Source organism: Rhizobium sp. Root1334, assembly GCF_001426665.1.
GTDB lineage: Bacteria > Pseudomonadota > Alphaproteobacteria > Rhizobiales > Rhizobiaceae > Pararhizobium.
On record NZ_LMEY01000023.1, the window covers coordinates 161,512 to 178,088 of the forward strand.

Sequence of the window (16,577 nt, forward strand, 5' to 3'; positions counted from 1 at the left end):
TCAAGCAAAAGGGCCGCTTTCGTCAAGGAAGCGGCCCTTTTGCAGTGATATCGAAACTCAGATTGCGGTCGAAACCGCTGTCGCCAATTGATGAAGGTTGGCGTCGGACGATGGGCCAACGACGACATAGGATGCGCCTGCCTTCTGCCAGGAAATCATCGCGATATCGTCGCGCATGCTTTCGGTCATCTTGCCGTCGGTGCTGCCCGGTGTGCTTTTCAGAAAACAGATCGCAAAGACGTCGCCGTCCTGATCCTTGTACATCAGTTGCGCCACCGGCTTGCCTGAGGCCACCAGCAGGCGGGCGCCTTCAAATGTCAGGCCTTTGTTGCTCAGGTCCGGCAGCGAAAAATTGACGCCGACGTTCGACGCCAGCCAGCCTTCGATCTTGCCTTCGGCGGAGGCCGGAACCTCCACAAGATGTTCGGCCGTCTGGCGCGAATAGATGCGGTGGTAGTCGGCGATATCGTCGAGCCATGTGCGGGCGGCAGCCATTTTTACCTGCTGCTCGTCGTCATGGCTGGTCTTGCCGATGATGAAGCCGGTCGAGCCGCCGACAAGCAGCAAAACCAGGGAGGCGGCGAGGGCGCGCGGCCACAGGCGCTGCTTTGTTTGACGGGGTGCTGCGGTCACGACGCGCTCGGTCTTCGGATTGAGACCCGGGCCCTGCTTGATCCGGCGCACCAGCGACAGCGGCACCGGATCGTGAAGAAATTCCTCGAACGCCTTGTTGCCGAAGGCATTTCCGGCCCGCAGCCTCTCCAACATTCGCCGGGCTTCGTCATCGCGCGCCACCAGCTGTTCCAGTTCCTTGCGTTCCGCTTCATTGACTTCGCCGTCGAGATAGGCCGACAGGCGAACGTCGAGCGGGAGCCCTTTGGTGGTTTGCAACGCTCAGGCCCTCCTTTCCGTCGTCTCTGTAATCATTGCGGCCAAGCGCAGGCGCGCGGTCGAAAGCCTGCTCATTACTGTCCCGATCGGTATCTTCAGGATATCGGCGGCTTCCCGGTAGCTATGCCCTTCGATGTTCACCAAAAGGAAAACGCTGGCCAAGCCTTCTGGCATGGAGAGGATCATTTTCTGCAGCTGATTGGCGTAGACAGCTTTTTCGCCAGATGCCTCGATCGACAGCTCATCTTGCTCGGTGGCGTCGACCGTACCAGTGCCGGTGCGCACCCGGCGCTTTCTGATCTCATCGATCCATAGATTGCGTGTCATTGCGTATATCCAGCTTTCGAGCCGACCTTCACCGTTCCAGAGGTGATTGCGGGTGATTGCCCGCTCGCATACCTCCTGGACCAGGTCATCGGCATCGGCGGCGTTCCGCGTCAGTGTCATCGCGAAACGGCGCAACTTGGGCAGAACACTGACCAAGTCCCGTCTGAATTCGTTCGAGTCTGCCGCTGGACGCATTGCTCTTCCAAAGAAAACGTTCCGGGTCGACAGTTTATTCGCCCGGATCGAAATACACGCCGGTTGATATGAAACATTTGGCCCGTGGTCTGCAAGTCGGCAGCGTATTGGAAGGGCATATTTTGCCACTTCGGGGACGTTTCTCAACGTCAAATATCAGGCCGGGCAATGCGTTAGGATCGCCCGGCCTGATTGCTGTCAGTAGTGGCGAACGCCGCCGAGGGATTCGAGCAAGGCGCGGTAGGCCCAGCTGTTTTCACCGCCGCGGTCGCGGATCTCGATGAGCTGTGCCTTGGCTTCCTCGACCTTGCCCTGTTCGAGCAGCGCCTGGCCCATGTAGGAGCGTGCAAGGATATAGTTTTCATCGGCCTGCAGCGCGCGCTTGTAGAAGCTCATACCGAGTTCCATGCGTCCGGCCTTGCGGTTGGAATAGCCGCGATAATTGAGGATGCGGGCGCTGTTCTGGTCTTTCACAGCGTCGAGTACCTTCAGCGAGTTTTCGTATTGGCCGGCATAGGCCAGTTCGCGGGCCGCCTTGAACAGGATATCGTCGTCAAGCCCGCTCTTCTTGGCATTGACGCATTCTTTCTTGTTCTTGTCCCAGATCTTGCCATTCTTGCATTCGGTGGAGGTCTTGGTCTTTTCCGGCGGTGCGGTCGTATCCTCGCCTGCAGCCCAGGCCGCTTGGCCCAGTGCGAAGAAGGAGGCGGCTGAGAACAAGGCGATCATTGCAGTCTTGCTATGGATCATGGTCATCTCCCTGGCTGAAACTGATACCGGCAAGCCGGATTGCGCACGACATCTGCCGATGCCAGCATTCCCATTCTTACGGTCAGTGCTGTAGGACGGATGACGAGCGCCGATTATTTCGCGAGCATAGTCTTTTTTCGCCGCGTGGCGAGTAACGATAGGGCGATCAGAGCCGGGTGGTTTCGACCAGCGTGACGGAGCGGCTGTCCATCGTCAGTTCGAACCGCTCGCGGATCACGTTCCATTGTCCCGGGCTGCCGGAGATTGAAAACAGGTTGAACCCGGCGGGTGGCTTCTTGCCGCCGCGGCCTTGCGAAGCCGACGCGATGCCAACGACCGGCACCGGTTTGACCTGACCCTTGAGCGAATAGACCGTGTTCAGGTGCGTATGGCCGTGCAGCACCAGTTCAGCGCCACCGGCGGTGATCGTTGCGGCAAAGCGGCGAATGCCGAGCATGCGCTTGTGCAGGGATGTAGCGCCACGGATCGGCGGATGATGGATCATTACGACGCGAAACAGGCCGGCTTCGCCTGCTGCACGCAACAGATTGACGGTCTCGCGCGCCTGACGGCTGCCGAAATAGCCGCTGGCTGCGAAGGGCGGGGTGGCAACGGCGGTAGAGCAGCCGATCAGCGCCACAGGACCACGAACCCGTAAGTACGGGTAGCAGTGAAAATCCTCGTTCCACTCCGCCGGTCCGCGCTCGCCGCGCATATAGGGATACCAGGCCCTGGTCGTTTTTTCATAGGCACCCGGCACATAGGCATCGTGGTTGCCCGGCACGATCGAGATGTTTTCGGGTTCTCCAGCTTCTTTCAGCCAGCCGGTCATGATCTCGATTTCACGCGAGGACGCGAGGTTAACGAGATCGCCTGTTATCGCGAGATGATCCGGATCGATCCGCTCGATTTCGTCCATCAACAGGTTGAGGGTATTGCCGACGAGGTGGTTGCGTCGATTGCGATGCCAGTTGACGAAGCCGGTAATGCGTTTCGATGCAAGTTCACGGTACGAGAGGTCCGGCAGGGGGCCGAGATGGATGTCGGAAATATGGGCGAGTTTGAACATCCTTCGTACCTAGCGCATATTCCTGCAAAGGGGAATCATTCCAGACGCTTTATCCTCGGCGTGATAATTCGAAAGGAACCGGACCGGAATGAACGCGAGGCCGCGGGAAATGCGCAGTTGGAGAGCAAGGCTGATCACCCGCCTGGCTCACAGCTATTTTGCGGTCGCGCGGGGCATGACGATGGGCGTGCGGGCTGCCTGTTTCGATGCCGAAGGCCGGGTTTTCCTGGTCCGGCATTCCTATGTGCCCGGCTGGCATATGCCTGGCGGCGGTGTCGAGCGGGGCGAGACGGCCTTACAGGCACTGGTCAAGGAATTGCGCGAGGAGGGAAATCTCGAAATGAGCGGCCCGCCTGAACTCTTCCATGTCTATTTCAACCGGCAGACTAGCAATCGTGACCATGTGATCTTCTATCGCTGCCGCAATGTCCGGCAGGTTTCGCCGAAGAAGCCGGACATGGAAATTGTCGAGAGCGGCTTCTTCGCGCTGGATGCTCTGCCGGCGGCAACGACGCCTGCAACGCGCAGGCGTCTGGCGGAACTCTTAGACAGTGTTCCGCCAGCCGAAGTCTGGTAGATCAGGCAGCCAGTTTTTCACGGCCATGTGGCGCGTCAAGAGCAAGGACTGGCCCAGCGGGCACAATGCCGGTCGGATTGATCATGGTGTGGCTGCGGTAATAATGCTCCTTGATGTGGCGCATGTTGACCGTTTCGGCGACACCGGCCACCTGATAGAGATCCTGCAGATAGCCTTGCAGGTTGGGGTAATCGGCGATGCGGCGGATGTTGCACTTGAAGTGCCCGACATAGACCGGATCGAAGCGCACCAGCGTTGTGAACAGCCGCCAATCAGCCTCGGTGATACGTGCACCGCTCAGGTAACGCCGGATCGACAGGCGCGCTTCCAGTTCGTCCAGCACCTCGAATACCGTCGTGACACTTTCCGCATAGGCATCCTGTGAGGTCGCGAAACCCGCCTTGTAGACGCCGTTGTTGACGGCGCCATAGATATGCTCGTTGAGGGCGTCGATCTCGCCGCGCAGATCCTGCGGATAGAAGTCCTCGGTCGAACCCGTCAATCCGTCGAAGGCCGAGTTGAACATGCGGATGATTTCAGCGGATTCGTTGGAAACCATCTTGTTCTGCTGCTTGTCCCACAGCACCGGCACGGTAACGCGGCCCGAGTAATGTGGATCTGCCTTGGCATAGACCTGCCAGAGCGCTTCGGAGCCAAACAGGTGATCGACGGTGCCGCCGATCTCGTTCTTGAACTCCCAACCCTTCGACAACATCAACGGATCGACGATCGAGACAGTGATCAGGTCTTCGAGCTTCTTCAGCTTGCGGAAGATCAGCGTGCGGTGCGCCCACGGACAGGCGAGCGAAACGTAGAGATGGTAACGCCCAGCCTCGGCCTTGAAGCCACCTTCGCCTGTCGGACCGGCCGAGCCGTCGGCGGTGATCCAGTTGCGGAACTGCGATGCCGCCCGCTTGAAATGTCCCTTGGTTTCCTTCGTGTCGTACCAGACGTCCTGCCAGACGCCATCAATCAGCATGCCCATTGACTATCTCCTGGCGGCTGTATCGCCGCTTGTCTGTGAATTCATGATCCATAGATAGCGCATCAAACCCGCTCATATAGTCCGTAAAAACTGAACAGTGCGTTTTAGGCTTTGACACGACGCATTTTTCTGCTATCCGGCCAGACAGAATTTTTCTGAACACGGATCAAGATTGATGTTTTTCCCGGGAAGCCCACGACGACGCTGATGCTGCAAACGCCCTTGAGGGCGAAGCCATCATATTTTTGTCTCGTATGCCCGGTTTCCCGATGTTCATGAAAAAGCACGACCTCGTCTATCTCACTGAAGACGCTTCCCACGACGCAGCCATCGAAATCATCAATGAAGAAGCATTTGGCCCTGGCCGGTTTGCGCGTGCTGCCGCCCGCATCCGCGAGCAGGGGCCGCATGATCTATCCCTGTCTTTTGTCTGCGCCGACGATGGCGAGACGATCGCCTCGGTGCGGATGACCCCGGTGATGGCGGGTTCGATCAAGGGCCATCTGCTGGGTCCTTTGGCTGTTCGTCCGTCGCACAAGAACCGGGGTATCGGCCGCGAGCTGGTCCGTATTGCGGTCGAGGCGGCGCGGCGCAAGGGTTCGGAATGTGTCATCCTCGTCGGCGATCCTCCCTACTACCAGCCGCTCGGTTTCGAGAAGGTCGCCTATGGCGCGCTGACGTTTCCGGGACCGGTCGATCCGAACCGCGTGCTGGTCGTGCCGATGACCGAGGGCGTTCATGAGGGCCTGAAGGGCGACATTCACTGGCGGGCCTGATTTCCCCGCAGGGGATTGTCAGCGGACAATGCTGCCCATTCCCAATTCCGCCATAGTGACTGCGAATATCCCGGCCATCGCAACCGGGATATTTTTGATGCGTCTGCTACCCGCGGTCTTCGCCTCGCTTCTTCTTGCCACCTCGGCGTCTTCTGCCGATCTCATCCAGTTCTGGGACAAACCGCAGCATGGCGGCAACAGCTTCAACCGGCTGCCTCCGGACCAGGCCTATTTCGATGCTCTGAAAGGCTATGGCGCCACCTGGGTGCGGCTGTCCTATGACAAATGGAAGCCTCAAAAACGCGACTTCCTGATTGGCGATGCCGACAAGTATGAGGGCATTCCGGCAAAGGACCTTGCGACGCTGAAGGCAACACTCGATCGCGCCGACAAGGCGGGCCTGAGGATCGTCATCACGCCTTTGTCGCTGCCGGGCATGCGCTGGGCGCAGAACAACGGGAACACGTTTGACGGTCGTTTATGGCAGGATAAGGCCTGGTGGGCGCAATCCGCAGCCTTCTGGAAGGACATCGCCACGGCCCTCAAGGATCACCCGGGCGTGGCTGCCTACAACATCATCAACGAACCAGCGCCGGAAAAGAACAATGGCGTGGCCGAGCATGGCGGTGCCGACGCGATGAAGGCCTGGTATGCGAAGCAGGCCGAGACTGCCCGCGACTTGCCGGCCTTTTACGAGACGATGATCAAAGCCATCCGCGAGGTTGATCCCTCAACCCCGATCATGGCGGATGCCGGCTGGTATGCTGCAGCCGATGCGTTCAGCTATTGGCCAAAGCCGCTCACCGATGGCAAGGTTCTCTATAGCTTCCACATGTACGAGCCCTACGCCGCCACCAGCGCGCCGAACATGAAGCGCGACAAGCCCTATGCCTATCCGGGCAAGGTGCCGTTTGGCGAGACGGAAGAAGCCTGGGACCGCGAGCGGGTCGCCGCCTATCTCAAGCTTCCTGTCGACTGGGCCGACAGCCACAACGTACCGCGCAACCGCATAGTGGCAGGCGAGTTCGGCTGCATGCGCCGCTGGGAAGGGTGCAAGACGTATCTCGAGGATGTCCTGACCTCGCTCGACGACAACAAGCTGCACTGGGCCTTCTACAGCTTTCGCGAGGACAGCTGGGATGGCATGGATTACGAGCTTGGCGCGCAGAAGGTCAACTGGAAGTACTGGGAAGCGATCGATCAGGGCAAGCCTGACTCGGTGAAGCGTAAACCGGGGGCGGAATTCGATCCGATTAGGAAGAGGCTTTAAGGGGCGTCGCTGTCGGGAGATATCGGAGAACATCAAGCGCTATCGACGCTTCCGCCCCTCACCCTAACCCTCTCCCCGCGAGCGGGGAGAGGGAATGATGGAGTTTTCCGCTTGTCCCTTCTCCCCGTTCACGGGGAGAAGGTGGCCGACAGGCCGGATGAGGGGCCGTTGCCGATAATTCGGCAATTGTCTTGCATCAGGGAAGGAATAGGCCACGATGGATTGCCTGCACCGCCAATAAATTCACCGCCCCTCGCGATGCCAGGTGGCCGAGAGGACGAACAGCAGAGCCGCCAAGCCGAGGAATCCGGCGAACAGCGACAGCGAATTGATGCCCTTCAGCACGGTCTCATCGGTCATGCGCAGCGACATCCGCTGTGCATCGGCAACGCGGACGGTGCCGCGGACGGGCAGAATCTGCGGCACATCGACCGGCCCCTCGGCATTGGCAAGACGCTGCACCAGCCCCTTTGTTTTTTCCGCCCAGGGGGCCAACGTTTCAGTCGTCGAAATCGTCGCCTTGAACTCCGGCGCATCGACGCTGCCGACATGCACCAGCGTATTGAGTTCGCCGTTGGTGACTTCGAACAGACCGGTCTCAGCGGTGCGGACGCTGGCCTTGTAGAGACCGGGTTCGCCTTCGTTGAGCGTAATCTCTTCGGTCTTGCCGGAAGGGTAGGTCAGCGTCGCCGGCCCCGGATCGCCGGCAATGGTCTGGCGGGCGATTTCGAGGGTGCGGCCGCTCGCATGCGCCGTCAGCGCTTCTTCTTCCAACGCCGGTTCCTGCATCAGCCAATGAGCCGTGCGGCGATAGAGCGAAACACTCGGGCCGCCGCCTTCGAAGCCGCGCGCCCAGAGCCAGCCCTGATCAGAGAGCAGCATGGCGACACGGCCCTTGCCAACACGGTTCAGGACCAGGAGCGGCTTGCCGTCGGCCGCCTGCATGACGGTTTGACCGAGCGGCTTGTCGACATCCACCGTACGGAACCAGCGGCCCCAATGCGGCGGCTCGCTGTCGGCGCCTTCCAGGCCACGGGTAACCGGATGTTTCTTTCCCTCGTCCGACAGCCGCGGATAGAAGGCTTTCTCGTTCATGAAGCCGGTCGGACTTGCGGGCAGCACAGTCGATAGTGGCGTCGTCGCAATCGAGTCATCGCCGGCGTGTTCAGGGCCAGCGGCAATCAGGAGGGCGCCGCCGTTCTCAACATATTGGGCGATGTTGTCATAGTAGAGGATCGGCAGCACGCCGCGATGCTGGTAGCGATCGAAGATGATCAGATCGAATTCGTTGATCTTGTCGACGAACAGTTCGCGGGTCGGAAACGCGATCAGCGACAATTCGTTGATCGGAGTGCCGTCCTGTTTTTCCGGCGGCCGTAAAATGGTGAAGTGGACGAGATCGACGGCGGCATCGGATTTCAGCAGATTGCGCCATGCCCGCTCGCCCGAATGCGGTTCACCGGAAACTAAGAGCACACGCAGATTTTCACGGATGCCGTCGATGACGTGGACCGCACGATTGTTGGCTTCCGTCACTTCACCGGCGACCGGGGCGACGGAAAACTCGAGGATATTGTTGCCGCCACGCGGCACGGTGAAAGCGAAAGGCACATCGGTGCCAGGCTCGGCCATTTCCGTGGCGATCTCGTTGCCATTGAGGCTGATCGTCACTTCCGCCGTGCCGCCGGGTGCTGCGCCGTCATCGGCGATACGGAACGTCACCTTCTGCTCTTCGCCGACAATGCCAAAGCGCGGGCCGCTGACGATCTCGACGCGCCGGTCGAATTCATCCGGCTTGCCGGTAATCAGGCCGTGGACCGGGGCATCAAAGCCAAGCGGCTGGTTGATGTCGGGAACATCGTGGATCTGACCGTCGGTGATGAAGATTGCCCCCCCGACGCGGGCAGGCGGCACGTCGGCAAGGGCCGTCTGCAGGGCTGTGAACAGTTTGGTCGAGGGCGTTTCGGTGTTCTCGTCATCAGCGGCCTCGACGATACGCGCTTCGATCTGCGGGAATTTGGCCAGCCGTTGCTTCAGGGTCGCCAGCGCTTCATCGGTCATGGCGCGGCGGTCCGCGTTGTCCTGACTCTGGCTGCGGTCGATGACGACGCCGACGATGGTTGAGAGCGGTTCGCGTTCCTCCTGAAAGAATACCGGATTGGCGACGGCTAGGATCAAGGCTGCGAGTGCGGCTGTGCGGAAGGCAGCGCCGCGGACACCGCGCCAGAAGCCGAGTACCGACAACAGGACTGCGGCGAGCGCCAGCACGGCGATGAAAGGCCATGGAATCAGGGGCTGGAAGTCGAGTGTCATAAGCTTGCCCTCACTGGCCTAGCCGTTCGAGCAGAGCAGGGATATGCACTTGATCGGCCTTGTAGTTGCCGGTCAGCATATACATCATGATGTTGACGCCTGAGCGGAAGGCGAGTTCGCGTTGCTGCTCGTCCGGTGGCACGGTCGGCAAAAGCGGCATGCCGTTGCTGTCGATTGCCCAGGCGCCGGCAAAATCATTGCCGGTGATCATGATCGGGGAGACGCCGTCGCCGGAGCGGGCCGGCCTGCCGGTCGGCTGCGAGCCATTGTCCGGTTGCGCCTCTATCCACAGCGGGCTGCCATTGTAGCGGCCGGGAAAATTCGACAGCAGGTAGAACGACTTGGTCAGCACGTTGTCGGCCGGAACCGGTTCCAGCGGCGGGATATCGAGATCGGCAAGGATCGCCTGCAGCCGCTCGGAATTGGGGCTTGTGCCGGAACCGGATGACAGCGATGAAAACTGATCGCGCGTATCGAACAGCACGGTGCCGCCCGAGCGCATATAGGCATCGATCCGGCTGATCGCCGCAGGGCTCGGCATCGGCGCGTTGGCCGATACCGGCCAGTAGATCAGCGAATAGAATGCCAGTTCGTCCGAGGCAATGTCGAGACCGATCGGCGGGCCGGGTTCGAGCGTCGTGCGATAGGTGAGGAAATCGGTCAGGCCAGCCAGGCCGCGCTCGGAAAGCCGGTCGACATCGGCTTCACCGGTGATGACATAGGCGAGGTGGGTCTTGTCCAGTTGCCGCAGGATGATGTCGTCCCCCGGCTTGCTGTCGTCGGCAAAGGACTGGCCAGGCGTGGCGACCAGCGTGCCTGCCGCGAGTACCAGAACGATTGCCGCCGACGCTGGCATTCTCAGGCGGGCAAAGGCGCCGCCCATGAACAGCACGATGGCGGAATCGATCAGCAGCAGGATGAGCGCTGCAGCAAACAGCGATGGTTTCAGCGACCAGGCCTCGGCACCGATGAGCGGTTCCGTGGTGTAGGGAATAGACAAGCCTGCCTTGTCGATCGGCTTCAACTGGCTATCGCGGGGCAAAAGGTTTAGCGCGGTAAATCCTTCTTCCGAACCATAGAGACCAGGCGGATGCTCGACGCTGGAAACAGGGGTGCTTCCAGCGGTAACTTCCAGCGGCCGTGCCTTGCCGGTTTCGCTGATCAGCACGCCGTCGGCGTTCAAGAGGCGATACGGTGCCAACGTCTGGCCCTTTACCGCACCTTCGCTTGCAACGCCGCCGCTCCGCGACAGCTGGACACTGCGGCGAAGCATTTCGACGAAATCGCCTGATATCGGCAGGTTCGACCAGGTCGCCTCGGCACTGACATGGAAGAGAATGATGCGGCCGGTCCCTTGCGTTTTTGTTGTCACCAGCGGCGTGCCGTCGGCAAGGCTTGCCCAGGTCCGCGAGGACAGGTCTGCGGTCGGCTCGGCAAGCACCTGCCGTTTGACGAGAATGCCTTCCGGCCTTGGCATGCCGGCAAAGGGGCTGAGCGCCGGATAGTCGGCCAGCGGTTGCGGTTCGGACCAGGAAAGCGCGCCGCCAAGCGCGCGTTCACCTTGCCGCAGCGTCACCGGCACCAGTGGATCGTCGGCAGGGGCAGCGGCCAGACGCGGACCGGCAAACCGCACCAGCGTACCGCCGTTTTCGATCCATTTGGTGATCGGCGCGTACGTCTCTTCCGGCAGGCGGCCGATATCGGCCATGATCAGCATCGACGGCTTCTGTGCAAGAAGCTCGGGGATCGAAACCGCCATGTCGGCTTCGTTCGGCTGGATCAGGTCGGCATAGGGCGCTAGCGCCCGGTTGATATAGTAGAGCGGCGAAAGTAGCGGCTGCGACTGGTCGCGGGCTTCGCCGCTGAGCAGTGCCACCCGGCGGCGGCGGAAGCCGTCATCGAGCAGGAACGTGCCGCCGGCGGTTGCCAATCCATCGATGCCGACGCGCGCAAAATCATTCCGCAGTTCGAAGGGGGCGGCAAGCGTCGCCTTGGCAAGACCTTCTCCGGCAGAAAAAGCGACAGAGCCGTTGGCGATCGCCCGGCCGCGTGTGTCATAGGCGGTGACGGGCAGGGTCCGGGCGCCGGCCGTATCGAGGCGAGTGGCGCTGACCACCATCGATTCGGCATCATTGGCGGAATTGCTGATCGCCACGGCGTGATCGTTGCTGCCCTCGATCAACCGCAAATTGGCCGGTGCGAGTGCCGCCAGTTCCGCCATCACCTGACTATCATCGGCCTCGATGCCATCCGAAAGGAAGGCCAATGTGCCGGGCGTGGTGCCGTTGAGCGCTGTCCTTAATGCATTGACGGCTGTTTGCCTGTCCGGCCGCAGCGGTTGCGGTGTTGCTGCAGCAAGGCGGTTGCGCGCGGTCAAGGCAGATCCGGGTACGGCATTGTGGTCCTGGTCGGCAGTGAAGACGACGGCGACCGGCAGGTCTTTCGCTTCCGCATCGCCGATCAACGCTTCGGCGGTTTCGACGCGGCGCTGCCAGTCACTCGATGTTGCCCAGCTGTTGTCGATTACCAGCGCCAGCGGGCCGTTGCCCGAAAGCGTGTTCGTGCGCGGATTGAATACCGGGTCGGCGATGGCGAGGATGATGGCGGCGGCCATCAGCATGCGCAGCAGCGTCAGCCACCACGGGCTTTTCGACGGCGTTTCTTCACGCTTCAGGACGCTGGCGAGAATGCGCAATGGTGGAAACACCTCCACCACCGGTTTGGGCGGTGTCATGCGCAAGAGCCACCAGATCGCCGGCAGGGCAACCAGGGCTGCGAGCATTAGCGGATTGGCGAAGATGAACGGCAGGAAGCTCACAACTGGCCTCCATGGGTGGCGCGCCCGGGCATGCCCGAGAGATACATGTGCACGGCGACCAGCGCCTCGGAGGCGAGGTGATCGGTGCGATGTGGTGTGAACGTCCAGCCGAGATGGCGCAGGTTTTCGCCGAGGCTGTCGCGGCGGGCGATGTAGGCGCGGCGATAGTCGTCGCGAACGATTTCGGCGCGGCCGGCTGTCAGCTTCTCGCCGGTCTCCGGATCGGTGAATTCGGTGCGCCCGGCATAGGGAAAGCTCTCTTCGGCCGGGTCGGCAATCTCAATGACATGGCCACGCAGGCCGCGCCGGGCAAGCGGTCCGAGACGCGCCATGATTTTGTCGGCCGGATCGAGAAAGTCGCCGATCAGGACCAGATCACTGGTGCCACGGATCATGGCCGTCTGCGGCAAGCCACCCGAAAGCGGTGTATGCATCAGCGCGGTCGCCAGCCGTTCGGCGGCATTGCGGGCCGACACCGGCTCCATGACGCCGGGGCAGCCGATCCGCTCGCCGGAACGGGCAAGGATTTCTGCCAGTGCCAGCATCAGCACCAGCGCGCGGCTTTCCTTGGAGACCGAACCGAACTTTGATTTGTACATCATCGACGGCGACAGGTCGGCCCAGAGCCAGATGGTGTGGGCCGCCTCCCATTCGCGGTCGCGCACATAGGTATGATCGTCGCGGGCCGAGCGGCGCCAGTCGATGCGCGACAGGCTCTCGCCGTCGCTATAGGGCCGGAACTGCCAGAAATTTTCGCCGATTCCGCGCTTGCGGCGGCCGTGCCAGCCGGAAATCACCGTATTGGCGATGCGCTTTGCTTCCACCATGCAGTCCGGGATCAGCCGGGCGCGGCTCTGCGCACGGGAAAGGACGTCTCCAGAGGGTGTCGGTTCGACGATTTGGCCGATGGCAGCCATTCATTATCCCTTGGCTTGCTTGACCAGACCGGTAATCACGTCCCGCACCGACATGCCTTCCGCCCGGGCTGCGAATGTCAGCGCCATCCGGTGCTGCAGCACCGGCTCAGCCAGCGCCATGATGTCATCGATCGATGGCGAGAGCCTGCCGTCATAAAGAGCGCGGGCGCGGGCGCACAGCATCAGCGACTGGCCGGCGCGCGGGCCGGGGCCCCAGGCGACGTTCTTGTCGGTTGCGGCATTGCCGTTGCCGGGACGGGCCGAGCGCACCAGCGACAGGATGGCATCGACGACTTTCTCGCTGACGGGCATCTGCCGGATCAGCTGCTGGATATCCCTGAGCTGGGCGGCATCGATAACACCGCCTGCTTCGGATTCATGGGTGCCGGTGGTTTCGAGCAGGATCTGCCGTTCGGCCGCAAGCTCCGGGTAGCCGACATCGACCTGCATCAGGAAGCGGTCGAGTTGAGCTTCGGGCAGGGGGTATGTGCCTTCCTGTTCCAACGGGTTCTGCGTCGCCAGAACATGGAAGGGCTGTGGCAGGTCGTTGCGCTGACCAGCGACGGTGACGTGGTACTCCTGCATGGCCTGCAGCAGCGCTGACTGCGTGCGCGGGCTGGCGCGGTTGATTTCGTCGGCCATCAGAAGCTGGGTGAAGATCGGGCCGGGCACGAAGCGGAACGACCGGCGGCCGTTGTCGTCCTGGTCCATGACTTCGGAACCGAGAATATCGGATGGCATCAGGTCAGGAGTAAACTGGATACGGCTGGAATTGAGGCCGAGCACGGTACCGAGCGTCGAGACCAGCTTGGTCTTGGCAAGGCCGGGAACGCCGACCAAGAGCGCATGACCACCGGAGAGCACTGCCAGCAACGTCTGTTCAACAACGCTCTCCTGACCGAAGATCACCTTGCCGACTTCCTTGCGGATGAGGGCAATCTCGCCCAGCGCCTTTTCTGCCGCAGCGATGATCGCCTTGTCGTCCACCGCGCCGTCTGTCGTTTTCATCACACCCATTGTCTGTCTCCAGTGGCCGGCAACGGCGCCGAATCGCGAAAAGCGCGCTTTCCGTTTCTCTTTTTCAATCTATGCTCCGCCCGGTGGCTGACAAGACGGGGGCAACGCACTATCTCGTGAGGCAGTGCTCGATAAAAAGCAAGAATAGGGCCAAACGGGACGGAACGATGGCGGATGCGGAAATACATCAGGCGGGCGATGCTGCAGGACTGGCGGCGCTGATCACCCGCGCGGCCGGGCAGACGAACGGCCAGACCAGGGGATTACCCCCGGTCGAGCGCTGGAATCCGCCGTTTTGCGGCGATATCGACATGGAGATCCGCGCTGATGGAACCTGGTTCTACATGGGCACGCCGATCGGCCGGCAGCCTCTGGTTCGGCTGTTTTCCACGGTTCTGCGCAAGGACGAGGACGGCAAGACCTATCTCGTAACTCCTGTGGAAAAACTGGGCATCCGCATCACCGATGCACCTTTTGTCGCGGTCGAGATGAACGTCACTGAACGCGACGGCGTGCCCGTCATCACCTTCCGCACCAATGTCGGCGATGTCGTCGAGGCCGGCCCGGATCATGCGCTTCGTTTCGTCGTGCATGGCGAGAACCGTGAATTGAAACCCTATCTGCATGTGCGCGGGCGGCTGGAAGCGCTGGTGTCGCGCGCCGTGATGTACGATCTGGTGGGGCTCGGCGAGACGGTGGCGATCGACGGCACGGCGATGTTTGCCATCCGCTCTGGCGGCGTCACCTTTGCCATCATGCCCGCCCAGGAACTGGAAGCGCTGTCGGCATGACGGATTTGTTGTTTTCAGCCGATGATTTTCGCCGCCGGGCGCTCCGGCAGTCCGGCAGCCCCACGGAAGAGGCCTGGCGGGAACATGGCGATTTTCTGCTCAATCCCGACACTGTTCCCTATCTTGAGACCCTGAAACTCAGGGATGCCGCTGTTCTCGTGCCTGTCATCGACGATGGCGACGAGGCGCGGGTAATCTTCACCCGGCGCACGGCGACACTGCGCAAGCATTCCGGCCAGGTTTCCTTTCCGGGCGGCGCCATCGATCCGCAGGATGATACGCCGGAGCGTGCGGCCCTGCGCGAGACCGAAGAGGAAATCGGCCTTGACCGGCGGTTTGTCGAAACGGTTGGCCGGCTGCCTTATTATATGGCGATGTCGGGCTTTCGCATTACGCCGATTCTGGCCGTGGTCCAGCCGGGTTACGACCTCATCCCGAATCCTGCGGAAGTTGACATCGTCTTTGACGTACCGCTGTCCTTCCTGATGAACCCTGATAATCACGGCCGCGGCCAGGCGACCTGGAAGGGTGCCGAGCGGCATTTTTACAGCATGCCCTATGGCGAACAGCATATCTGGGGCATTACGGCGGGCATTGTCCGCATGTTGTATGAAAGGCTTTATGCATGACTTCCGTTGCCGCTGAAACATGGTTTTCGGCGCCCGCGCTGACGCGCATTTTCGATCTTCTCAACGCCGATGGCGGCGAGGTGCGTGTGGTCGGTGGTGCCGTTCGCAACAGCCTGATGGGGCTTGCCGTCGCCGATATCGACATGGCGACGACGCTTCTGCCGCAAGTGGTGGTCGCACGCGCCAAATCTGCGGGTATCAAGGCGGTACCGACCGGGATCGAACACGGGACGGTGACCCTGGTCATCGATGGAAAGCCCTACGAAATCACGACCTTGCGTCGGGACGTGGAGACGGACGGCCGTCATGCCGAGGTCGCCTTCGGCACGGACTGGACAGTGGATGCTGAGCGGCGTGACCTGACGATCAATGCGCTCTATGCCGATGCGAAGGGCGATGTGATCGACCTCGTCGGCGGTTTGGCCGATGTCGAGAAACGCAATATCCGTTTCATTGGCAATGCCAGCGAGCGAGTGGCCGAAGACTATCTGCGGGTGCTGCGGTTCTTCCGCTTCTTTGCGCATTACGGCTCTGGCCGCCCGGATGCCGACGGCCTTCGCGCCTGCGCCCAGGCGCGCTCGAAACTATCGACACTGTCGGCCGAGCGGGTCTGGTCCGAATTGAAGAAGCTGCTTTCGGCGCGCGATCCGGGCCGGGCGCTGCTTTGGATGCGGACATCCGGCGTGTTGAGCGAAATCCTGCCGGAAAGCGAGAAATGGGGTATCGATGCGATCCCGGGGCTGATTGCCGCCGAACAGGCTTTTGGCTGGCAACCCGATCCGCTGCTCAGGCTGGCATCGATCGTCCCGCCTGACGCCGAGCGGTTGGATGCGATGGCTAAGCGGCTGCGGTTGTCCAAGGCGGAAGCGGTCTATTTCACTGCCTGGACCAAGGCCCCACGTTTGCCGGCCGAGATTGCCGATACCGCATTCGACCGGTTGCTGTATCGGAACGGAGACAAGGGGATAGCAACGTCGCTGCGGCTTTCACTCGCCTCCGTGCGGCAGAAAGCCGAAAACGATCCGGCGCTGCTACCTGAGACGGCACGGCTGCAACGGCTTTTGACGCGGTCGGAGAAATGGCAGAAGCCCGTGTTTCCGCTGACCGGGGCCGATGTTCTGGCCACCGGCATTCCCGCCGGGCCGCGGGTCGGCGAAATTCTTGGCCAGCTTGAGGAGAAATGGGTAGACGGCAATTTCAATGCCGACCGGGCAACGTTGGTTGCCCGGCTGCAATCGACGGTCTGAAAGGG

At 61.3% G+C, this 16,577-nt stretch carries 15 protein-coding genes; 6 read left to right on the plus strand and 9 right to left on the minus strand.

From position 1 onward, the window contains the following. Positions 1-57 precede the first annotated feature (57 nt). From ASD36_RS19290 to ASD36_RS19305, 4 genes are all read right to left on the minus strand, one after another. A complete protein-coding gene (locus ASD36_RS19290) occupies positions 58-891 on the minus strand; it encodes an anti-sigma factor (protein ID WP_060505766.1) in 834 nt (277 codons plus the stop codon). 3 nt (positions 892-894) lie between these two features. Continuing rightward, positions 895-1,413 (minus strand): RNA polymerase sigma factor, encoded by a 519-nt coding sequence (locus tag ASD36_RS19295; RefSeq protein ID WP_060505765.1) that lies wholly within the window; start codon positions 1,411-1,413, stop codon positions 895-897. A 198-nt stretch (positions 1,414-1,611) separates the two neighbouring features. Beyond that, positions 1,612-2,163, minus strand: a complete 552-nt coding sequence (locus tag ASD36_RS19300) for a tetratricopeptide repeat protein (protein WP_060505764.1) — start codon at positions 2,161-2,163, stop codon at positions 1,612-1,614. Between the two features lie 166 nt (positions 2,164-2,329). After that, positions 2,330-3,232, minus strand: coding sequence for a metallophosphoesterase (locus ASD36_RS19305; RefSeq protein ID WP_060505763.1), 903 nt, complete (start codon positions 3,230-3,232; stop codon positions 2,330-2,332). An 88-nt stretch (positions 3,233-3,320) separates the two neighbouring features. Between ASD36_RS19305 and ASD36_RS19310 the strand changes: the two genes are divergently transcribed. Continuing rightward, on the plus strand, positions 3,321-3,809 hold the full coding sequence (locus tag ASD36_RS19310; RefSeq protein ID WP_060505762.1) for an NUDIX domain-containing protein: 489 nt from the start codon (positions 3,321-3,323) through the stop codon (positions 3,807-3,809). A 1-nt stretch (position 3,810) separates the two neighbouring features. Here the strand turns inward: ASD36_RS19310 and ASD36_RS19315 are convergent, their stop codons facing one another. Further along, complete coding sequence (locus ASD36_RS19315) at positions 3,811-4,794, minus strand: glutathione S-transferase family protein (protein WP_060505761.1); 984 nt, start codon at positions 4,792-4,794, stop codon at positions 3,811-3,813. Between the two features lie 275 nt (positions 4,795-5,069). Between ASD36_RS19315 and ASD36_RS19320 the strand changes: the two genes are divergently transcribed. Then, on the plus strand, positions 5,070-5,570 hold the full coding sequence (locus ASD36_RS19320; RefSeq protein ID WP_060506058.1) for an N-acetyltransferase: 501 nt from the start codon (positions 5,070-5,072) through the stop codon (positions 5,568-5,570). Positions 5,571-5,667: 97 nt separating this feature from the next. Continuing rightward, a complete protein-coding gene (locus ASD36_RS19325; protein ID WP_060506057.1) occupies positions 5,668-6,840 on the plus strand; it encodes a cellulase family glycosylhydrolase in 1,173 nt (390 codons plus the stop codon). 243 nt (positions 6,841-7,083) lie between these two features. On the opposite strand, the gene ASD36_RS19330 is transcribed toward ASD36_RS19325, so the two are convergent. From ASD36_RS19330 to ASD36_RS19345, 4 genes are read right to left on the minus strand one after another with little or no spacing between them, the layout of a single operon-like run. Next, positions 7,084-9,153, minus strand: a complete 2,070-nt coding sequence (locus ASD36_RS19330; RefSeq protein ID WP_060505760.1) for a hypothetical protein — start codon at positions 9,151-9,153, stop codon at positions 7,084-7,086. 10 nt (positions 9,154-9,163) lie between these two features. Then, positions 9,164-11,971 (minus strand): DUF4159 domain-containing protein, encoded by a 2,808-nt coding sequence (locus ASD36_RS19335; protein WP_060505759.1) that lies wholly within the window; start codon positions 11,969-11,971, stop codon positions 9,164-9,166. Beyond that, positions 11,968-12,888 (minus strand): DUF58 domain-containing protein, encoded by a 921-nt coding sequence (locus ASD36_RS19340; RefSeq protein ID WP_060505758.1) that lies wholly within the window; start codon positions 12,886-12,888, stop codon positions 11,968-11,970. Before ASD36_RS19340 ends, ASD36_RS19335 begins: the two co-directional genes overlap by 4 nt. A 3-nt stretch (positions 12,889-12,891) precedes the next feature. Continuing rightward, positions 12,892-13,905 carry a MoxR family ATPase gene (locus ASD36_RS19345; protein WP_060505757.1) on the minus strand — a complete coding sequence of 338 codons (1,014 nt, stop codon included), beginning with the start codon at positions 13,903-13,905 and terminating at the stop codon, positions 12,892-12,894. A gap of 167 nt (positions 13,906-14,072) precedes the next feature. Between ASD36_RS19345 and ASD36_RS19350 the strand changes: the two genes are divergently transcribed. Genes ASD36_RS19350 through ASD36_RS19360 form a run of 3 tightly spaced genes read left to right on the plus strand, consistent with a single transcriptional unit; the run spans position 14,073 to position 16,572 of the window. Continuing rightward, the gene (locus ASD36_RS19350) at positions 14,073-14,696 is read left to right on the plus strand and encodes a DUF1285 domain-containing protein (RefSeq protein WP_060505756.1); all 624 of its coding nucleotides are present in this window, start codon (positions 14,073-14,075) and stop codon (positions 14,694-14,696) included. Then, a complete protein-coding gene (locus ASD36_RS19355; RefSeq protein ID WP_060505755.1) occupies positions 14,693-15,325 on the plus strand; it encodes a CoA pyrophosphatase in 633 nt (210 codons plus the stop codon). Before ASD36_RS19350 ends, ASD36_RS19355 begins: the two co-directional genes overlap by 4 nt. Beyond that, entirely contained in the window at positions 15,322-16,572 is a 1,251-nt protein-coding gene (locus ASD36_RS19360; RefSeq protein WP_060505754.1) for a CCA tRNA nucleotidyltransferase, read from the plus strand. Before ASD36_RS19355 ends, ASD36_RS19360 begins: the two co-directional genes overlap by 4 nt. The last annotated feature ends 5 nt before the right edge of the window (positions 16,573-16,577 follow it).

Coding starts and splice junctions, on each gene's coding strand:
- ASD36_RS19345 (WP_060505757.1), bottom strand. CDS start 13,905: ATGGGTGTGATGAAAACGACAGACGGCGCGGTGGACGACAAGGCGATC.
- ASD36_RS19355 (WP_060505755.1), top strand. CDS start 14,693: ATGACGGATTTGTTGTTTTCAGCCGATGATTTTCGCCGCCGGGCGCTC.
- ASD36_RS19320 (WP_060506058.1), top strand. CDS start 5,070: ATGAAAAAGCACGACCTCGTCTATCTCACTGAAGACGCTTCCCACGAC.
- ASD36_RS19325 (WP_060506057.1), top strand. CDS start 5,668: ATGCGTCTGCTACCCGCGGTCTTCGCCTCGCTTCTTCTTGCCACCTCG.
- ASD36_RS19315 (WP_060505761.1), bottom strand. CDS start 4,794: ATGGGCATGCTGATTGATGGCGTCTGGCAGGACGTCTGGTACGACACG.
- ASD36_RS19330 (WP_060505760.1), bottom strand. CDS start 9,153: ATGACACTCGACTTCCAGCCCCTGATTCCATGGCCTTTCATCGCCGTG.
- ASD36_RS19340 (WP_060505758.1), bottom strand. CDS start 12,888: ATGGCTGCCATCGGCCAAATCGTCGAACCGACACCCTCTGGAGACGTC.
- ASD36_RS19305 (WP_060505763.1), bottom strand. CDS start 3,232: ATGTTCAAACTCGCCCATATTTCCGACATCCATCTCGGCCCCCTGCCG.
- ASD36_RS19350 (WP_060505756.1), top strand. CDS start 14,073: ATGGCGGATGCGGAAATACATCAGGCGGGCGATGCTGCAGGACTGGCG.
- ASD36_RS19310 (WP_060505762.1), top strand. CDS start 3,321: ATGAACGCGAGGCCGCGGGAAATGCGCAGTTGGAGAGCAAGGCTGATC.
- ASD36_RS19300 (WP_060505764.1), bottom strand. CDS start 2,163: ATGATCCATAGCAAGACTGCAATGATCGCCTTGTTCTCAGCCGCCTCC.
- ASD36_RS19360 (WP_060505754.1), top strand. CDS start 15,322: ATGACTTCCGTTGCCGCTGAAACATGGTTTTCGGCGCCCGCGCTGACG.
- ASD36_RS19295 (WP_060505765.1), bottom strand. CDS start 1,413: ATGCGTCCAGCGGCAGACTCGAACGAATTCAGACGGGACTTGGTCAGT.